General features: G+C 63.7%; 17 protein-coding genes and 1 pseudogene. 10 read left to right on the top strand and 8 right to left on the bottom strand.

Annotated features, from left to right (window positions below):
* Positions 1-55: 55 nt before the first annotated feature.
* From gfa to xoxF5, 4 genes and pseudogenes are all read right to left on the bottom strand, one after another.
* A complete protein-coding gene (gene gfa / locus ACVWZM_RS33190; RefSeq protein WP_016847312.1) occupies positions 56-619 on the bottom strand; it encodes an S-(hydroxymethyl)glutathione synthase in 564 nt (187 codons plus the stop codon).
* A gap of 33 nt (positions 620-652) precedes the next feature.
* Positions 653-1,763: pseudogene (locus tag ACVWZM_RS33185) on the bottom strand (S-(hydroxymethyl)glutathione dehydrogenase/class III alcohol dehydrogenase).
* 50 nt (positions 1,764-1,813) lie between these two features.
* Positions 1,814-2,296 (bottom strand): c-type cytochrome, methanol metabolism-related, encoded by a 483-nt coding sequence (locus ACVWZM_RS33180; protein ID WP_076834145.1) that lies wholly within the window; start codon positions 2,294-2,296, stop codon positions 1,814-1,816.
* 123 nt (positions 2,297-2,419) lie between these two features.
* The gene (gene xoxF5 / locus ACVWZM_RS33175; protein WP_076834147.1) at positions 2,420-4,225 is read right to left on the bottom strand and encodes a lanthanide-dependent methanol dehydrogenase XoxF5; all 1,806 of its coding nucleotides are present in this window, start codon (positions 4,223-4,225) and stop codon (positions 2,420-2,422) included.
* 420 nt (positions 4,226-4,645) lie between these two features.
* Here xoxF5 and ACVWZM_RS33170 point away from each other — a divergent pair, with 420 nt between their 5' ends.
* Both ACVWZM_RS33170 and ACVWZM_RS33165 read left to right on the top strand, forming a co-directional pair.
* Complete coding sequence (locus tag ACVWZM_RS33170; RefSeq protein WP_016847804.1) at positions 4,646-5,620, top strand: helix-turn-helix domain-containing protein; 975 nt, start codon at positions 4,646-4,648, stop codon at positions 5,618-5,620.
* 30 nt (positions 5,621-5,650) lie between these two features.
* Positions 5,651-6,085, top strand: a complete 435-nt coding sequence (locus tag ACVWZM_RS33165) for a YkvA family protein (protein WP_229188798.1) — start codon at positions 5,651-5,653, stop codon at positions 6,083-6,085.
* On the opposite strand, the gene ACVWZM_RS33160 is transcribed toward ACVWZM_RS33165, so the two are convergent.
* The gene (locus tag ACVWZM_RS33160) at positions 6,082-7,446 is read right to left on the bottom strand and encodes a histidine kinase (RefSeq protein ID WP_456855630.1); all 1,365 of its coding nucleotides are present in this window, start codon (positions 7,444-7,446) and stop codon (positions 6,082-6,084) included. The two genes, ACVWZM_RS33165 and ACVWZM_RS33160, sit on opposite strands and share 4 nt — an antisense overlap.
* A gap of 181 nt (positions 7,447-7,627) precedes the next feature.
* Between ACVWZM_RS33160 and ACVWZM_RS33155 the strand changes: the two genes are divergently transcribed.
* Together ACVWZM_RS33155 and fghA are read left to right on the top strand one after the other, a co-directional pair.
* Positions 7,628-8,248: a response regulator gene (locus tag ACVWZM_RS33155; RefSeq protein ID WP_456855629.1), complete on the top strand. Its 621-nt coding sequence runs from the start codon at positions 7,628-7,630 to the stop codon at positions 8,246-8,248.
* Between the two features lie 30 nt (positions 8,249-8,278).
* Complete coding sequence (gene fghA, locus ACVWZM_RS33150; RefSeq protein ID WP_456855628.1) at positions 8,279-9,118, top strand: S-formylglutathione hydrolase; 840 nt, start codon at positions 8,279-8,281, stop codon at positions 9,116-9,118.
* Between the two features lie 190 nt (positions 9,119-9,308).
* On the opposite strand, the gene ACVWZM_RS33145 is transcribed toward fghA, so the two are convergent.
* Positions 9,309-9,827, bottom strand: a complete 519-nt coding sequence (locus tag ACVWZM_RS33145; protein WP_141339820.1) for a DUF3280 domain-containing protein — start codon at positions 9,825-9,827, stop codon at positions 9,309-9,311.
* A 146-nt stretch (positions 9,828-9,973) separates the two neighbouring features.
* Here ACVWZM_RS33145 and ACVWZM_RS33140 point away from each other — a divergent pair, with 146 nt between their 5' ends.
* The 6 genes from ACVWZM_RS33140 to ACVWZM_RS33115 all read left to right on the top strand — a co-directional run bounded on the left by ACVWZM_RS33140 (position 9,974) and on the right by ACVWZM_RS33115 (position 14,854).
* Positions 9,974-11,155 (top strand): ABC transporter substrate-binding protein, encoded by a 1,182-nt coding sequence (locus tag ACVWZM_RS33140; RefSeq protein ID WP_141339821.1) that lies wholly within the window; start codon positions 9,974-9,976, stop codon positions 11,153-11,155.
* A gap of 5 nt (positions 11,156-11,160) precedes the next feature.
* Positions 11,161-12,138, top strand: a complete 978-nt coding sequence (locus ACVWZM_RS33135) for a YVTN family beta-propeller repeat protein (protein WP_076834157.1) — start codon at positions 11,161-11,163, stop codon at positions 12,136-12,138.
* Entirely contained in the window at positions 12,135-12,956 is an 822-nt protein-coding gene (locus ACVWZM_RS33130; protein ID WP_246786779.1) for an ABC transporter ATP-binding protein, read from the top strand. The genes ACVWZM_RS33135 and ACVWZM_RS33130 overlap by 4 nt, the downstream gene beginning before the upstream one ends.
* Positions 12,953-13,801 carry an ABC transporter permease gene (locus ACVWZM_RS33125; protein ID WP_456855627.1) on the top strand — a complete coding sequence of 283 codons (849 nt, stop codon included), beginning with the start codon at positions 12,953-12,955 and terminating at the stop codon, positions 13,799-13,801. The genes ACVWZM_RS33130 and ACVWZM_RS33125 overlap by 4 nt, the downstream gene beginning before the upstream one ends.
* Positions 13,798-14,415 carry a hypothetical protein gene (locus ACVWZM_RS33120; RefSeq protein ID WP_057020564.1) on the top strand — a complete coding sequence of 206 codons (618 nt, stop codon included), beginning with the start codon at positions 13,798-13,800 and terminating at the stop codon, positions 14,413-14,415. Before ACVWZM_RS33125 ends, ACVWZM_RS33120 begins: the two co-directional genes overlap by 4 nt.
* 142 nt (positions 14,416-14,557) lie before the next feature.
* On the top strand, positions 14,558-14,854 hold the full coding sequence (locus ACVWZM_RS33115) for a copper-binding protein (protein ID WP_016847793.1): 297 nt from the start codon (positions 14,558-14,560) through the stop codon (positions 14,852-14,854).
* Between the two features lie 27 nt (positions 14,855-14,881).
* Here ACVWZM_RS33115 and ACVWZM_RS33110 read toward each other — a convergent pair whose 3' ends face one another.
* Positions 14,882-15,436 carry a PQQ-dependent catabolism-associated CXXCW motif protein gene (locus ACVWZM_RS33110; RefSeq protein ID WP_456855626.1) on the bottom strand — a complete coding sequence of 185 codons (555 nt, stop codon included), beginning with the start codon at positions 15,434-15,436 and terminating at the stop codon, positions 14,882-14,884.
* Complete coding sequence (locus ACVWZM_RS33105; protein WP_057020566.1) at positions 15,433-16,314, bottom strand: substrate-binding domain-containing protein; 882 nt, start codon at positions 16,312-16,314, stop codon at positions 15,433-15,435. Before ACVWZM_RS33105 ends, ACVWZM_RS33110 begins: the two co-directional genes overlap by 4 nt.
* Between the last annotated feature and the right edge of the window lie 167 nt (positions 16,315-16,481).

The raw sequence follows: 16,481 nt of genomic DNA, 5'->3' as shown, positions 1-16,481 counted from the left end.
GCGCAGGATCTCGTCAAGGCGAGCCGGTCAGGCCGCCTTTGTCACGGTGCCGTCGTCAGGCCGCCTTGGACTTCGCCACGTGGGTAGCGATCGCATCCATCAGCGGCGGCGACAAGCAGTCATAGGGCTCGAGCCCAAGCTCCTTGAGCCGCGACCTGATCCCGGCCATATCGGCCGGCTTGACGCCGGACTCGATCACCGACGACACGAAGGCGGCAAATCCGGGCGCAGCCGAGCCGGACTCCTGGAACAGCTCGGGATGGATGAAGTCGAGGCCATAGAACGGATGGCCCTTGTTCTCGATCCGGCCGTACATGTGGGTGCCGCATCCGGTGCAGGCATGGCGCTGGATCACCGCCGCGGCATCGACGATCTTCAGCTTGTCGCCGTTCTCCAACACGGTGACGTTCTCGCGCGGCACCACCGCGACCACCGAGAAGGTGGCGCCCGAAGGCTTCCAGCACTTGGTGCAGCCGCAGGCATGGTTGTGGGCGACGTCGCCCTTGATGCCGACCTTGACCGGCTTGTCCGCGCATTTGCAGACCAGCGTGCCGCCAGCAAAACTGCCGGAGCCTTGCTTGACGCCATTGTCGACCGACGGGTGGATATGAACAGTCATTGACCTATCCTCCTAGTGCTTGGTGTTTTGATTTCAGAATACGACGACCGAACGGATCGATTTTCCCTCGTGCATCAGGTCGAAGCCCTTGTTGATCTCGTCGAGTTTCAGCACGTGGGTGATCATCGGATCGATCTGGATCTTTCCGCCCATGTACCAGTCGACGATCTTCGGCACGTCGGTGCGGCCGCGCGCGCCGCCGAAGGCCGTGCCCTTCCAGACCCGTCCGGTGACGAGCTGGAACGGCCGGGTCGCGATCTCCTTGCCGGACTCCGCGACACCGATCACCACCGAGACGCCCCAGCCGCGATGGCAGGCTTCCAGCGCCTGCCGCATCACGTTGGTGTTGCCGGTGCAGTCGAAGGTGTAGTCGGCACCGCCATCGGTCAGGCCCACCAGGTGCTGGACGATGTCGCCGGAAACCTTGGTCGGGTTGACGAAATGCGTCATGCCGAACTGCTTGCCCCAAGCCTCCTTGGAGTCATTGATGTCGACGCCGATGATCTTGTCGGCGCCGACCATCTTGGCGCCCTGGATCACGTTGAGGCCGATGCCGCCGAGGCCGAACACGACCACGTTGGAGCCCGGCGTCACCTTGGCGGTGTTGACGACCGCGCCGACACCGGTGGTGACGCCGCAGCCGATGTAGCAGCTCTTGTCGAACGGCGCGTCTTCGCGAATCTTGGCCACCGCGATCTCGGGCAGCACGGTGAAGTTCGAGAAGGTCGAGCAGCCCATATAGTGGAAGACCGTCTTGCCCTTGTAGCTGAAGCGCGAGGTGCCGTCGGGCATCACGCCCCTTGCCCTGGGTGGCGCGGATCGCGGTGCAGAGATTGGTCTTCTGGCTCAGGCAGCTTTTGCACTGCCGGCATTCCGGCGTGTAGAGCGGGATCACATGATCGCCAGGCTTGACCGACGTCACGCCGGCGCCGACCTCGCGAACGATGCCTGCACCTTCGTGCCCGAGGATCGAGGGGAAGATGCCCTCGCTGTCGAAGCCGTCGAGCGTGTAGGCATCGGTGTGACAGATGCCCGTCGCCTTGATCTCGACCAGGACCTCGCCGGCCTTGGGACCCTCCAGATCGAGCTCGACGATCTCAAGCGGCTTCTTTGCTTCAAATGCGACTGCGGCGCGGGTCTTCATCTTGGTCTCCACAAAACGTCAAACAGGTTTCTCGTTCGCACCGGACGGGCTCACTTCTTGTCGTTGTGCCCCATGCAGGCGTCTTCCGCCTTTCCATAGGCTTCCGACTTGTCTTCGTGCTTGGCCGGCCGAACACGCCCAACCGCGTCATTGGCGCGGGCGCGCAGGTAGACATAGAGGTCGTCCATGTAGCAGGCAACGTTGGGGTTATCGCCGAACGCCGGCATCACGTTCTCCTGCGCCGTGGAAACGTTCTTGCGTCCGCTCGCGACCACGCCCATGAAATCCGCGTAGCTCATGGTCTTCAGCGAATTCGACAGCGCCGGCGCATAGGTCGATCCCATGCCGTCGGGGCCATGGCAGACATGGCACTCCGAATGATAGCGGCGATAGCCGGAGTAGGTGTACCAGTCCGTCGTGCCGTCGGCCGTAACCTTGAACGTCGGGTTTCCATCCTTGTCGAGATACTTGCCGTCCTCGGACTTGACGGCGGTCGGGTCGCCAGCGTCCTCGGCGGAGGCAACTCCACCCATTGCCACGACAAAGATCGCAGCACTCACAAACCAGATCTTACGCAAAAGCATATCCTCGCGTGCAGATTGAAGACGGACCGGCGCATGGAGATCGCTCCATGCGCCGGAACGAGGTCGCTCAGCTCACTGCTGCGGCAGCGAGAACACAGTGAGCGTTCCGCCGAGCGCAGTGTAGTTGCTCAGCGCGGCATAGCCGCCGACTGCGCCGAGACCGGCCGTCGGATCAGTCAGACCGGCCGCGAGGCCGATGCCCGCCCAACCGCCAACACCCGACAGAATGGCGACGTACTGCTTGCCGGCATGTTCATAGGTGGTGACGTTGCCGATGATGCCGGACGGGGTCTTGAACTTGTAGAGCTCCTTGCCCGTCTTGGCGTCGACAGCCTTCAGGTAGCCTTCCAGCGTGCCGTAGAACACCACGCCGCCGGCGGTCGCGAGCGCACCCGACCAGACCGAGAACTGCTCCTTGTTCGACCACACGATCTTGCCGGTCTTGCCGTCCCAGGCGATGAAGTTGCCCATGTTGGTCTCACCGGGAGGCGGATACATCGACAGCGTCGCGCCGACATAGGGCTGACCTGCGGTGTAGCTCACCTTGAACGGCTCGTAGTCCATGCAGACGTGGTTGGTCGGCACGTAGAACAGCTGCGTGTCCGGCGAGTAGGCTGCCGGCTGCTCGTCCTTCGAGCCGAGCGCTGCCGGGCAGATGCCCTTCACGTTGACGTCCTCGCCCGCCTTGTCGGTCGACGCGGCATCAAGAACCTTCGGGCGACCATAGGTCGGCGAGTCCTTCTTCATGTCGACGCCGGAGGTCCAGTTCACCTTCGGATCGTACTTCTCGGCGACCAGCAGTTCGCCGGTGGCGCGATCGAGCGTGTAGCCGAGGCCGTTGCGATCGAAATGCGTCAGCAGCTTGCGCGCCTTGCCGTCGATCGTCTGATCCGAGAGGATCATCTCGTTGACGCCGTCATAGTCCCATTCGTCATGGGGCGTCATCTGGTAGACCCACTTGGCGACGCCGGTATCCGGGTTGCGCGCCCAGATCGTCATCGACCACTTGTTGTCGCCGGGACGCTGCTTCGGATTCCAGGTCGAGGGATTGCCCGACCCATAATAGACGAGGTTCAGTTCGGGATCGTAGGAGATCCAGCCCCAGGTCGCGCCGCCGCCGATCTTCCACTGATCGCCCTGCCAGGTCTTCAAGCTCGAATCCTTGCCGATCGGCTTGCCGAGCTCGGTGGTCTTGTCGTCGACCAGGAGCTGGTCATCCGGGCCTTCCGAGAAGCCGCGCCAGACCTGCTTGCCGGTCTTGATGTCGTAAGCGGTCACATGAGCCTGGACGCCGAACTCGCCGCCGGAGATGCCGAGCAGCACCTTGTCCTTGACCACCAGCGGCGCGGAGGTACCGGTCGAGCCCTTGCTGGGATCGCCGTTCTTCACCGTCCACTCCACCTTGCCGGTCTTGGCATCGAGCGCCACCAGTGTGGTGTCGGCCTGGTGCAGGAAGATCTTGCCGTCGCCATAGGCAACGCCGCGGTTGACCGTGTCGCAGCACATCACCGGAATGACGTTCGGATCCTGCTTCGGTTCGTACTTCCAGACGATCTTGTTGTCCTGCGAAAGGTCAAGAGCATAGACCTTGTTCGGGAACGGGGTGTGGACGTACATGATGTTGCCGACGATCAGCGGGCCACCCTCGTGGCCGCGCAGCACGCCGGTCGAAAACGTCCAGGCGACCTGCAACTTTCCGACGTTCGAGGCGTTGATTTGATTCAGCTTGGAGTAACGCTGATTGGCGTAGTCTCCGGCCGGCATCACCCAGTCTTTCGGGTTCTGCGACATCTTGTGGAGTTCGTCATTGGCGTTGGCCGCTCCGGCGGCAAATACCGCCATTGCCCCAAGGCCGGTCGCGTAAAGCATCTTGCGCATCGTGGATTTCCTCCCAGGTTCAAGAGCTCAAGGGTTTCCGCCGAAACGGCCCCACTTCTTCCATTTTGGTGCCCCAGTCGTAGTCCTCTCGAAGCGCGCTGACTTGCCCAAAAGAGAAGAGCCGTTTGCTCAAAAGCGAAGCTTCGTCAGATTTTTGTCGCCCGGCCCTGAATTGGCTGGAAAGCTTGCTTCATGTTGCAAGGCATCAATCGCGGCCGGCGCGATCCGGATGCCAGATTGACGCGTGCTAAGGTTGCGCTTGACGAGCCCAGAACTAAGTCGGAGGATCACCCGACATTAACCGGGAAGAAATCCCGCCGCCTCCCTAAGCTATTCAGAATCAGGGAGAAGGCGCATCATCCCGGGCCAGACTTAAGCTCGGTGAGCAGTCACGTGGGGATCGAATCGGTGGCTGGAAAGATGTCCGATACAGTCCATTCTCTCAGCACGAACGGATTGACGCCCAAGCGGCAGATTCAGCGCTGGTCGGATGCGCTCACTGACCTTTGCGGCCAGTTCGACGTCGATGCGCTGGAAGGATCCTCGCTCGAAGCCCGGGTCAATTTCACGACGGTATCGCGCCTGAAGCTGTGTCAGATCGAGGCAAGCCAGCACCGGATCGCGCATACCATCTCGCGCATCAAGCTGAGCGAGCACCCCTATATCAAGATCGTGTTCCAGACCCACGGCGTCTCGCATTTCGAGCAAGACGGCCTGCACTTCGACATCATGCCGGGCGACTGCTTCGCCTACGACGTGTCGTGTCCGCACACCATCATCAGCCCGTCGCTGACGCGGCACGAGGTTGTCATCGTTCCAAAGGACCTGCTCAAGGAGCGCGGCTTCCAGCTCTCCAAGATGGCGCCGTGCAAGCTGTCGGCGCGCAACGGCACCGGCCGCATCGCCTATGATTTCGTCCATGCCGCCTTCGGCGAGGCACCGACGCTGACGCCGGTCAACGCCGTCGGCGTGGCTGATGCGCTGATCGACTTGCTGCTGTTGCCGCTGCGCGAGACCGGCGCCATGTTCGACCGCGGCAGCGCCGAGGCCACCTATGTGCGGGCCCAAGGCTTCATCCGCGAGCATCTGCGCGATCCGGATCTCTGCATCGACCGCATTTCCGCGGCGCTCGGTTGCTCGAAGCGCTATCTGCACATGCTGTTCAGCGATCGCGGCATGACGGTCAGCGACTACATCTGGAAGGCCCGGCTGCAGAACTGCCGGCAGGAGCTGGAGTCCCAGAACGGCAAGACCATCACGGACGTCGCGTTCTCCTGGGGCTTCTCGAGCTCGTCGCATTTCAGCCGCGTCTTCCGGAAGTATTTCGGCATCGCGCCCTCCTCCGTCCACAAGGGCCTGCACGGCGGTATGCCGGCGGATGTGGTGCTCGAATAGCGGTTCCATCCGACGCGCAGGCGTTGCGCCATGCCGTCCGCCGACAGACTTTCTCCAACCAAGTTGTCCTCAATCAAGCTGTCCTCGATCAGGGTTTGGGCACGCAACCTCAAGCGGGACAGCGTTGCGTTGTATCTCGCATCGCGTGATCCGCGCGTGCCCTGGTATGCCAAGGCCCTTGCCGTCGCCGTCGCGGCCTATGCGCTGTCTCCCATCGATCTGATCCCGGATTTCATTCCGGTGATCGGCTATCTCGACGATCTGATCCTGCTGCCGCTCGGCATCTGGCTTGCGATCTCGCTCGTGCCGGACGAGGTGATGGCGGAATGCCGTGCCAAGGCCGGCGCCGTCTTGCAGCGTCCGACCAGCCGGGCGGGAATGATCGCGATCGTCGCGCTCTGGATCGCCGGCGCAGTGGCGCTGGCTTGGGCGGCTTTCAGATATTGGCGACAGCCAATCGTCTAGGACTGTGCGGCCTTTGGCACGAGCGCCTCGACCGTCACGCCATCATCGCTGGAATTGATGCTAAGCGTGCCGCCAAGCGCGAGGATTCGTTCCTGCATCCCGGTCAATCCGCGGCCAAGCCTGTGATCCCTCAGCAAGCCACGGCCATTGTCGCGAATCCGCACCAACGCGCAGTCGCGGCTGCCGCGTAGGCCGGCCTGCCGGTCCACCGGTTCGATCGTGATATCGACCGCCGTCGCGCCGGCATGGCGGAATACGTTGGTGAGCGCTTCCTGGACGATGCGATAGATCGTCAGGTCGGCCATCTCGCCGGTATCGCCGAGCGCCGGCGAGATGCGGCTCTCGATCTCCACCTCCGGGTGCGTTTCGCTCCATAGCCGCACCAGCGCGCCTAGCGCTTCCGCAAGCCCGAGCTCGGCCAGGCCGACCGGCCGCAATCGCTCAAGAATCCGGCGCGTGAACTGCTGGAGCGCGTTGACCTGCTCGAGGATGGCGTTGCCGTGCTTGCGCAATGCCGCAGGGTCCGGCTTTTCGACTTCCGCCAGCCGGGTCAGCGCGCCGGCATGCGCGCGCAAGGCAAACAGATAGGGCCCGAACTCATCGTGCAATTCGCGCGCGATCTCCTTGCGCTCGGAATCCTGCAGCGAGACCGCGCGCTCGGCGAGCTGCCGCTTGCCTTCGACGGCATCGCCAAGGGTCGCCGCCAGATGGTTCAGTTTGGCACAGATGGCGGCCAATTCCGGCGATCCGCCGGGCTCGACGCGGGCATCGTAATCCCCGGCCTCGATGCCGGTCATGGCCTGCGACAGTGCCTGCAGTGGCGCCAGCGCGCGGCCGACCACCAGCATGGTGACCAGAAGCAGCGCTACCGCGATCGCGGAGCCGACCTCGAGCTGGGTGACGATGCCGTCCCAGATCTCGGCGATTTCGTCGTCGGGATGCGAGGTGATGACCAGCGATTGCGGCTTGCCGTGCACCGAGATCGGCACCCGCACCGAGGTCTGCTCGGGATGAACCAACGCGACGAACCACTGCGGCGGAGCGCGTTGATCGCCGACGTCCTCGGGGCGATCAGGAGATTTTGCGGTCGCGCCATCCTGCCGCGTGATGCTGACGTGACGCAGCCGGCTCAGGTCCCGGACGATCTGGTCGAGCCGCGCATCGGGATCCGGCGCCTCGTCGAGACCGGCCACGATCGTCGCAACGAATTCACGCGCCAGGCGGATCACGCTCTGGTCCTCGGCCTGGACACGCGGCCCCGCTTCCAGCACGAGCCGCGCAATATTGATGCCGAGGCCAAGCGCCAGGATCAGCGCCAGCAGCAGGTTGATCCGCGCGCGCAAGGATAGCTTTTGCCACATGACGTTGCCCCCGACCGCGATCCCTCCTCCGAGAGGATCGTTGACAGCCAAATTTGCCCGGCTATCTAATCGCACCCTATCGCAATCCCGCACGAGGTGCACAACCGGTCGGAACCGACCTGTCCTTCGCGCAAACCGACGTGATGATGAGTGAATCGAAGCAGGTCGCCGGAACAACGCCATGCGCATTCTGATCGTTGACGATCATCCCATCGTTGCCTCCGGTTGCCGCACCGTGTTCGCCGACGATCCCGAGATCACGCTGCTGGAAGCGGTGGATGCCGAAAGCGGCGAACGGGCGTTCGTCGCGGAGAAGCCCGATCTCTGCGTGATCGACATCAACCTGCCGACGGTCTCCGGTTTCGAGCTGGCGCGCCGCATCCTGACGCATGATGCGTCTGCGCGCCTCATCATGTTCAGCATGAACGATGACCCGGTGTTCGCCGCCCGCGCCATCGACATCGGCGCCAAGGGTTACGTTTCGAAGACCGGCGACCCCAACGATCTGGTGGAAGCAGTGCGCGAGGTCGGCAATGGCGGCGTCTATCTGCCGCCAGCGATCGCGCGCAACGTGGCGTTTGCGCGGCCGGGCTTTGCGCAAAATCCGCTCTCCAAGCTCACTTCACGCGAGATGGAGATCCTGCGCCTGCTCAGCTCAGGCAAGAGCCTGTCGGAGATCGCCTGGCTGGTGCATTCATCATACAAGACGGTCGCAAACACGTCATCGATCATGCGCCAGAAGCTTGGCGTGCGCACTTCGGCAGAGCTGGTGCGGCTGGCGATCGAGAGCGGCGTCGCCTGACGCAGCGCTCCAACCAAGAGGAATACGACAATGCAGACGGTTTCCCAGAACAAGTCGCATGGCGGCACGCAAGGCGTCTATCGGCATCCAAGCCGCGAGACCAAGACCGACATGACCTTTTCGGTGTTCGTCCCTGAGCATGCGGCCGGCGCCAAGCTGCCCGTCGTCACCTACCTGTCGGGCCTGACTTGCACCCACGCCAACGTCACCGAGAAGGGCGAATTCCGCCAGGCATGCGCCGAGCTCGGCCTGATCTTCGTCGCGCCCGACACCAGCCCGCGCGGCGAAGGCGTCCCCGGCGATCCCGCCAACTCCTACGATTTCGGTCTTGGCGCCGGCTTCTATGTCGATGCGACGGAGCAGCCGTTCGCGACCAATTACCGGATGTGGAGCTACATCACCGAGGAATTGCCGAAGCTGATCGCCGAGCAGTTCCCGGTCGACACAACGCGGCAGTCGATCCTCGGTCATTCCATGGGCGGCCATGGCGCGCTGACGGTGGCGCTGCGCCATCCCGATCGTTATCGGGCGGCGAGCGCGTTCGCGCCGATCGTGGCGCCGTCGCAGGTGCCATGGGGCAACAAGGCGCTCGGCGGCTATCTCGGCAGCAACAAGCAGGCGTGGCGCAGGCACGACGCCGTCGCCCTGATCGAGGACGGTGCCCGCTTCGCCGATCTGCTGGTCGACTACGGCGATGCCGACGGCTTTCTCACCGAGCAGCTGCGGCCCGAACTCCTGAAGGCGGCATGCGAGAAGGCCAACATCCCCCTCACCCTGCGGCGTCAGCCGGGCTATGACCACAGTTACTATTTCATCTCGACCTTCATGGCCGATCATCTGCGCTGGCACGCCGCGCGGTTGAAGGCGTGAGCGTCACGCAGTCCGTTCATCCCATCATCCTGAGAAGGCCGCGAAGCGGCCGGTCTCGAAGGATTCACGGCCCGAATTTGCTACGTGTGGCTGTAACCGGGCCGATTCATCCTTCGAGGCTCGCTCAGCGGCGCAATTGCGCCGCAAAGCTCGCACCTCAGGATAACGGAGGTCCATTCGTGAGCGCAGGCTACTGCGCCCTCGGCACGCCGTAGTTCGGCGCGAGCAGGCGGTTGCGCACGAGGTAGTCGGTGGCACGCGACCAGGATTCGTCGGTGTTGCCGCGCATGTCGGCGCTCGCCGCCGCCAGCAATTGCCCGCTACGCACGTCGCGCAAATAGAGATTGATGTTGAGGATGAGGTTGGACACCTTCTGCACCACGCCCGTCATCACGAGATCAGCGCCCAACTCGCCGGCCAGCTTCACATCGCAGCCACCGCAGGCCTGAAGATTGCTGCCATGCGCCGCAGCATTGACCGGCGCGATGTCGAGCACGCGGAACTTGCCGGAGTCCGCGAGCTCCTTGCGCACCTGATCGCCGGCCCGGAGCAGCCGCGCCTGCTCATCACTGCGTGGCCCGCTCACTTCCCCCTGCAGGCTGGTGTCGATCATCTCGAGGTCGAACACCGCGAGCCTGGGCGGCTCGGCGCGCGCTGCCGCCGCAGACACCACCAGCAAAGAAACGGCGAAGGCAAACGCTGATCTCATGATTGTGAACCAATCGTAATTTGTAACGTCGCAACGACAAAAAGCGGGGTTGCAAGCTAGGCCAATTCCGGCATCTTGCAAGTCAACAGCATGGAGGCCGGATTTCCGAACGCCATGCCGAGTGAAAAAAGACTGCGGGAGGAGTTATGTTGCGATGGCTGATCGGCACGATCGCGCTCAGCATGGTGGCGACCGGCGCGCTGGCGGCTGATCCCGTCGAGGTTCATATCGGCTATCTCGGCCATGCCGGCGTCAAATCGACGCTCTCGCTGGTCGAGCAGCCCGCCGACAATGACGGCATCGCCGGCGCGCGCCTTGCGATCGAGGACAACAACACGACCGGCAAATTCCTCAATCAGCGCTTCGTGCTCGACGAGGCCAAGGTCAAGGACAGCGACGATGTCGCCAAGGTCGCGACCGACTTCGCCGGACGCAACGACTATATCATCACCGACCTGCCCGCCGACGCCTTGCTCAAGGTCGCCGACGCGCTGCGCGACCGCGGCACCGTGCTGCTCAACGCCGGCGCAATCGACGACCGGCTGCGCGAGCAGGACTGCCGCGCCAACGTCATCCACATCGCACCCACCCGCTCGATGCTGGCGGACGCGCTTGGCCAATATCTGGTGTGGAAGCAGTGGAAGCGCTGGCTGCTGGTGGTCGGCTCGCATGATCAGGACAAGCTTTACGCCGACGCGCTGCGCCGCGCCGCGACCCGCTTCGGCGCCAAGATCGTTCAGGAACGGACTTTCGAGGACACCGGCGGCGCGCGCCGCACCGACAGCGGCGTGACCTTGATCCAGCGCCAGATGCCGGTGTTCACGCAGCAGGCGCCGGCTTACGACGTGCTGGTCGCCGCCGACGAGAGCGAGGTGTTCGCGAACTATCTGCCGTACCGTACCTGGGACCCGCGGCCGGTGGCGGGCTCGGCGGGCCTCGTGCCGACCAGCTGGGACGCGGCGCATGACCAGTGGGGCGCGGTCCAGATCCAGAACCGCTTCGTCAAGCTGAACATGCGCCGCATGACGGCGCTCGACATGCAGGCCTGGACCGCCGCGCGCATGATCGGGGAAGCCACATCGCGCACCAATTCGGGAGACCCCAAGAAGGTCATCGCCTTCCTAAAGGGCAAGGATTTCTCGATTGCCGCCTTCAAGGGTACGCGCTTGACCCTGCGAGACTGGAATCTGCAGCTTCGCCAGCCGATCCTGCTGGCCGATGGTCGTATGGTCGTTTCGGTCTCGCCGCAGGAAGGTTTCCTGCATCAGGTCTCCGAACTCGACACGCTCGGAGTTGACCGGCCTGAAACGAAGTGCAAGCTGCAGTGAGGGAGATGAAACGCATGTGGCGCCGCTGTCTGTTGACCGGGATGCTCGTTTGGCTTGCCGCGACACCGGCGTCCGCCTTCGTTGCCTACGTCTCCAACGAGAAGGGCAACACCGTCACGGTGATCGACACCAGCAGCTGGACGGTGACCAAAACCATCAAGGTCGGCCAGCGGCCGCGCGGCATCGAGTTCTCGCGCGACGGCAAGTTCGTGATGGTTGCGGTCGGCGACGACGACACGATCCAGGTGATCGATACCAAGACCCAGGAGATCGTCGACACCCTGCCCTCCGGTCCCGACCCTGAATTGTTCACCCAGGATGCCGCCGGCAAGACCATGTATGTCGCCAACGAGAACGACAACACGGTCACCGTGATCGACCTCGAAAAGCGCGCCCGGATTGGCGACATCCAAGTCGGCGTCGAGCCTGAGGGCATGACGATCAGCCCGGACGGCAAGATCCTGATCAACACCTCCGAGACCACCAACATGGCGCATTTCATCGACACGTCGACGCGCCAGATCGTCGCCAATGTGCTGGTCGATTCGCGGCCGCGTTTCGCCCAGTTCAAGCGTGACGGCTCCGAATTGTGGGTCTCCTCCGAGATCGGCGGCACGGTGTCGATCATCGATCCGGTCAAGCGCGAGGTGACCGGCAAGATCACCTTCGAAATTCCGGGCCTGCGCAACGAGGCGATCCAGCCCGTCGGCATCGGCATGACTAAGGACGGCAAGACCGCATTCATTGCGCTCGGCCCCGCCAACCGCGTCGCCGTCGTCGACGGTGTGACCCACAAGGTCCTCAAATATCTGCTGGTCGGCCAGCGGGTCTGGCACATGGATTTCACCCCGGACGAAAAATATTTGCTGGTCACCAACGGCGTCTCCAACGACGTCTCGGTCATCGACGTCTCGGCCCAGAAGGTGATCAAGACCATTCAGGTCGGCGAACTGCCCTGGGGGATCACGATCGCGCAGCCATGACCTCAACCGACGCCCATATCGCGAACCAGCTCTCGCCGGATGCAGGCCCTGGAACAGCCGCGGCCGTGCAGGCGGCCCTGTCGATCGGCAATGTCAGCCACAGCTACGGTCCGCGCCGCGCTTTGATCGATGTCAGTTTCACGGTCCAGCCTGCGAGCTTCACCGCGCTGCTGGGTCTCAATGGCGCCGGCAAGAGCACGCTGTTCTCGCTGGTGACGCGGCTGTTCGGCATCCAGAACGGCCAGATCAAGATATTCGGCCACGACATCAGCCGGACGCCGGGTGAAGCGCTGCGGCTGATGGGCGTGGTGTTCCAGCCGCGCACGCTCGATCTCGACCTCTCGCTGACGCAGAACCTGCTGTATCACGCCGCGCTGCACGGCATCTCGCGGCGCGAGGCGCGGCTGCGCAGCGCCGAGGTGCTCGGCCGCATCGGGCTTGCCGACCGCGCCGCCAGCAAGGTGCGCGATCTCTCGGGCGGCCAGATGCGAAGGCTTGAGATCGCCCGCGCGCTGCTGCACCGGCCCCGGCTGCTGCTGCTCGACGAGGCCACGGTCGGGCTCGACGTCAAGGCGCGCGCCGACATTCTCGACCATGTCCGGCAGCTCGTCGCCGAGCAGGGCATCGGCGTGCTCTGGGCGACGCATCTGTTCGACGAGATCATGCCAAACGACGACCTTGTCGTGCTGCATCAGGGCCGAATGCTGGCGCACGGCCCGATGTCACGGGTGATCGCGGACGCAGGCGCCCAGGACGTCAACACCGCGTTCATGCGCCTGACCGGAACGGCAACACTCGCGGGGAGACCGCCGTCATGACCAGCACGACGGTTACGCCTGAGCGAAGCGGCTTCTCGCTGTCGGAATACATCGTCTGCCTGAACGGCATCGTGTGGCGCGAGGCGCTGCGCTTCCTGCATCAGCGCGAGCGCTTCGTGTCGGCGCTGGTCAGGCCGCTGCTCTGGCTGTTCATCTTCGCGGCCGGCTTCCGGCAGGTGCTCGGCATCTCGATCATCCCGCCCTACGAGACCTACATCCTCTACGAGGTCTATATCGCGCCCGGGCTGATGGCGATGATCCAGCTGTTCAACGGCATGCAATCCTCGCTGTCGATGGTCTACGACCGCGAGATGGGCAATATGCGCACGCTGCTGGTCAGCCCGCTGCCGCGCAGCTATCTGTTGTTCTGCAAGCTGCTCGCCGGCACGGCGGTGTCGCTGCTCCAGGTCTATGCCTTCCTCGTCATCGCTTGGTTCTGGGACATCGCGCCGCCGACCATCGGCTACCTCACCGTACTTCCGGCGCTGGTGCTGTCGGGCCTGATGCTCGGCGCGCTGGGCATGCTGATCTCGGCCAGCATCAAGCAGCTGGAAAATTTCGCCGGCGTGATGAACTTTGTGATCTTCCCAATGTTCTTCGCATCGTCGGCCCTCTACCCGCTGTGGCGCGTGCAGGAAGGCAGCCCGATGCTGTATTATATCTGCCAGTGCAATCCGTTCACGCATGCGGTGGAGCTGATCCGGTTTGCACTGTACGGCAAGATGAACTGGGTTTCGCTCGCGGTGGTCGGCGGCTGCACCGTCGTCTTCATGATCGGCGCGATCCTGGCTTACGATCCATCGCGCGGCCTGGTGCGCCGCGGACCCGGCGGAGGCGAGGCATGACAGGCTGGCGAACAGGACTGGGCGCGCTGCTCGCGATGGTTCTGTCGAACCAGGCCGCATCGGCTGCCGACCCGCGCTATCCGGACTGGCCCTGCCAACAGGCCAAGGTGCCCGAGATCTCGCTCGCCGCAGTCTGGGCCGGGCCGCCGCTCGGCGATGCCGAGACCAAGTGGAAGGACGACCCGAAAGTCAGCGCGCTCGCGATCAAGCTCGCGGCGCGCCGCGTTCCGCTCGAAGAAGCGCAGAAGGAAATCACCGAATTCCTGTCAGCGGCCGCGGCCGACAAGGCGAATGCTGGAAAACTGCTGTTTGCCGGTCTGTTCGATACGCTGAACGGACAGCGCGCCTCGGTCATGAACGGGCTCGAGCGCGTGATGCGCAAGCAGCGCGAGGCCGCGGAGAAGATCCGCGACGATACGCTCAAGCTGCAGGCGCTGCAGGACGCGACACCGCCGGACCAGACCAAGGTCGACGAGCTCGGCAATCAACTGGTCTGGGAGACCCGCATCTTCGAGGACCGCGGGCGCGTGGTGAAATTCGTCTGCGAGGTGCCGACCGCGATCGATCAGCGCCTGTTCGCGCTCGGCCGCACCATCCAGCAGGAGCTCGATTGAGGCCTGCGACCGAACGCCCCGGGATCGTCAACGCGCCATTTTGACGGTCTTTTGGGTAACAGTCTGTTGGGCCACGCCGATCCGGAACAAACTGCACTGCCCGCTCGTTGTCTCCAACTATATCTGAACTTGGGAGACCTCCATGAAAGCAGCCAAGATCGTCATGACCAGCCTTGCCGCCGCGAGCCTGGTCACCACAGCGGCTTTGGCCCAGCAATCCATGTCGGGAATGGTCACCAAGATTGACCGACTGAGTGGAACCATCTCGATCCAGCAGACGCAAGGCGGCACGGTGGGCGCGTCCGGTGGCGCGATCCAGGAGTACAAGGTGCCGAAGGGACAATCGCTGGAGGCCTTCCACGCCGGTGACAAGGTCTCGTTCACCACAACGGACAGCGACGGCGGCAAGACCATCAACAAGCTCGACAAGCAGAAGTAACGGCCCGCGTGGCGCGCGAGGCCGGGCTTACTGCTCTCCCTCGCGCGGCTCGGGCTCGGCATCCGCCAGCGGCAATTTGGCACGCTCCCATCCGTCAGTTCCCTCCGGATACCACGCCACGTTGCGGTAGCCGTAGGTCAGCACGCGCTTGGCCGCGTTCCACGACATCCAGCAATTCTCCTGGCAGTAGATCACGAGCAATCTGGTCGCGTCGCCGCCTGAGGCGCGGACCAGCCCGCGTCGCAGGTAGTCCTCCGTGGGCGCGGCGAGCTTGCCGTAGCCGGTGTCAGGCAGCCAGATGCTGCCGGGAATGTTGAGGTGCGGCCGTTCGCGCCACACCGTGCCGGCGGGCAGATTTGGCTTCGGCGCACGCGGCAGCACGTCGACGAAGGCGGCGGACTTGTCGCGCCAGATCGCTTCCGCTTCCGCGGTGGTGAGCACCCGTGCGCCGGCAAGCGTCACCGGCACCGGAGCGCGGTAGTCCTCGGTGCGATAGCCCTCCGGCTCTGCGGGTGGGTCTTGCGCGCGGACAGGCGAAGCGGCGACGAGCATCACCGCAAGCGTGGCCGCGAGCCTGATCATGGTGATTTGGTCGCGGTCTCCGGCCCGATTGGACGGTCGTTCTCGTCGAGCAGCGGGACGCCGTAGTCGAGCAGGATCTTGTTGATCTCGGGCTGGTTCTCCTGGATCAGGCGATTGAGCTGGCGCTTCCAGTTCTGGTCGGACGCCCGCACGCCCATGCCGATGCGATAGATCAGCTTCGGTCCCGTGGTCTCCTTGACCAGCGGCGTGATGCGCAGCGGCGGGTTGGCCTTCTTGGCGTAAAAGCCCGCCATCGGTCCCCACAGGATGCCGGCGTCGATCTCGCCCTTGGCGAGATCGTTCATCATCGCCTCGGCCGACGAATCGTAGCGCGTATCGATCATCAGCGGATAAGGCTTCGCATTGGTCATCAGCCCGTTGATGGCCATGTTGGTCGCGGGCGGCGTTCCCGCCACGATGCCAATATGCTTGCCTTTCAGCCGCTGGTCCTCGAGCGTCGTGACCTCATCGAGCCCACTGCCCGGCTTCGCGACGATCGCATAGGCTGTGCGGTAATAGGGATTGGTGCCCTGCGCGAGGTCATCGCCCTGCGGAAAGCCCATGATCACGTCGCAGCGATGCGCGCCGAGCGTCATCCGCACGAACCCGGTCGCCTGCGGAAAGAACATGTAGTCGAGCTTCTTTTGCAGCTTCCCGGCCAGCAGTTCGCCGATCTTGTTCTCAAACCCCTCGCCCTTGTCGTTCGAGAACGGCAGGTTGCGAGGATCGGCACAGATGCGCAGCACGCGGGCATCGATGAGCTCGATGGAAAGTTCGCCCTGATCATTGACCTGCGCGCGTGCGATGTCGCGGCCGGCCAGACAGGCGATGAAGCCGACAAGCGCGAGCAGAACAGGACGGCATCCGACAATTCTCATTACGCGGTCTCCTCTTGATCGGATCGATCGCCGCCATCCAGCAATTGCCCGGCGCACCATGACGTGCAACAGGAATAATGATCGCGACCACGCCGCGCTGCTTGCTGCAGCGCAAACTGGAACGCGACGACATCGATCGCGCGTCGCGGAGTAACTGAGGCGGAAAC

This window comes from Bradyrhizobium sp. USDA 4501, assembly GCF_054062115.1.
Note: the sequence above shows the minus strand (reverse complement) of the source record. Positions and strands in the feature narration are given on the sequence as shown.

What these genes read in the sequence shown, in the direction of transcription:
- gfa (WP_016847312.1), bottom strand. Translation starts at nt 619, where the DNA reads ATGACTGTTCATATCCACCCGTCGGTCGACAATGGCGTCAAGCAAGGC.
- ACVWZM_RS33180 (WP_076834145.1), bottom strand. Translation starts at nt 2,296, where the DNA reads ATGGGTGGAGTTGCCTCCGCCGAGGACGCTGGCGACCCGACCGCCGTC.
- xoxF5 (WP_076834147.1), bottom strand. Translation starts at nt 4,225, where the DNA reads ATGCGCAAGATGCTTTACGCGACCGGCCTTGGGGCAATGGCGGTATTT.
- ACVWZM_RS33170 (WP_016847804.1), top strand. Translation starts at nt 4,646, where the DNA reads ATGTCCGATACAGTCCATTCTCTCAGCACGAACGGATTGACGCCCAAG.
- ACVWZM_RS33165 (WP_229188798.1), top strand. Translation starts at nt 5,651, where the DNA reads ATGCCGTCCGCCGACAGACTTTCTCCAACCAAGTTGTCCTCAATCAAG.
- ACVWZM_RS33160 (WP_456855630.1), bottom strand. Translation starts at nt 7,446, where the DNA reads ATGTGGCAAAAGCTATCCTTGCGCGCGCGGATCAACCTGCTGCTGGCG.
- ACVWZM_RS33155 (WP_456855629.1), top strand. Translation starts at nt 7,628, where the DNA reads ATGCGCATTCTGATCGTTGACGATCATCCCATCGTTGCCTCCGGTTGC.
- fghA (WP_456855628.1), top strand. Translation starts at nt 8,279, where the DNA reads ATGCAGACGGTTTCCCAGAACAAGTCGCATGGCGGCACGCAAGGCGTC.
- ACVWZM_RS33145 (WP_141339820.1), bottom strand. Translation starts at nt 9,827, where the DNA reads ATGAGATCAGCGTTTGCCTTCGCCGTTTCTTTGCTGGTGGTGTCTGCG.
- ACVWZM_RS33140 (WP_141339821.1), top strand. Translation starts at nt 9,974, where the DNA reads ATGTTGCGATGGCTGATCGGCACGATCGCGCTCAGCATGGTGGCGACC.
- ACVWZM_RS33135 (WP_076834157.1), top strand. Translation starts at nt 11,161, where the DNA reads ATGAAACGCATGTGGCGCCGCTGTCTGTTGACCGGGATGCTCGTTTGG.
- ACVWZM_RS33130 (WP_246786779.1), top strand. Translation starts at nt 12,135, where the DNA reads ATGACCTCAACCGACGCCCATATCGCGAACCAGCTCTCGCCGGATGCA.
- ACVWZM_RS33125 (WP_456855627.1), top strand. Translation starts at nt 12,953, where the DNA reads ATGACCAGCACGACGGTTACGCCTGAGCGAAGCGGCTTCTCGCTGTCG.
- ACVWZM_RS33120 (WP_057020564.1), top strand. Translation starts at nt 13,798, where the DNA reads ATGACAGGCTGGCGAACAGGACTGGGCGCGCTGCTCGCGATGGTTCTG.
- ACVWZM_RS33115 (WP_016847793.1), top strand. Translation starts at nt 14,558, where the DNA reads ATGAAAGCAGCCAAGATCGTCATGACCAGCCTTGCCGCCGCGAGCCTG.
- ACVWZM_RS33110 (WP_456855626.1), bottom strand. Translation starts at nt 15,436, where the DNA reads ATGATCAGGCTCGCGGCCACGCTTGCGGTGATGCTCGTCGCCGCTTCG.
- ACVWZM_RS33105 (WP_057020566.1), bottom strand. Translation starts at nt 16,314, where the DNA reads ATGAGAATTGTCGGATGCCGTCCTGTTCTGCTCGCGCTTGTCGGCTTC.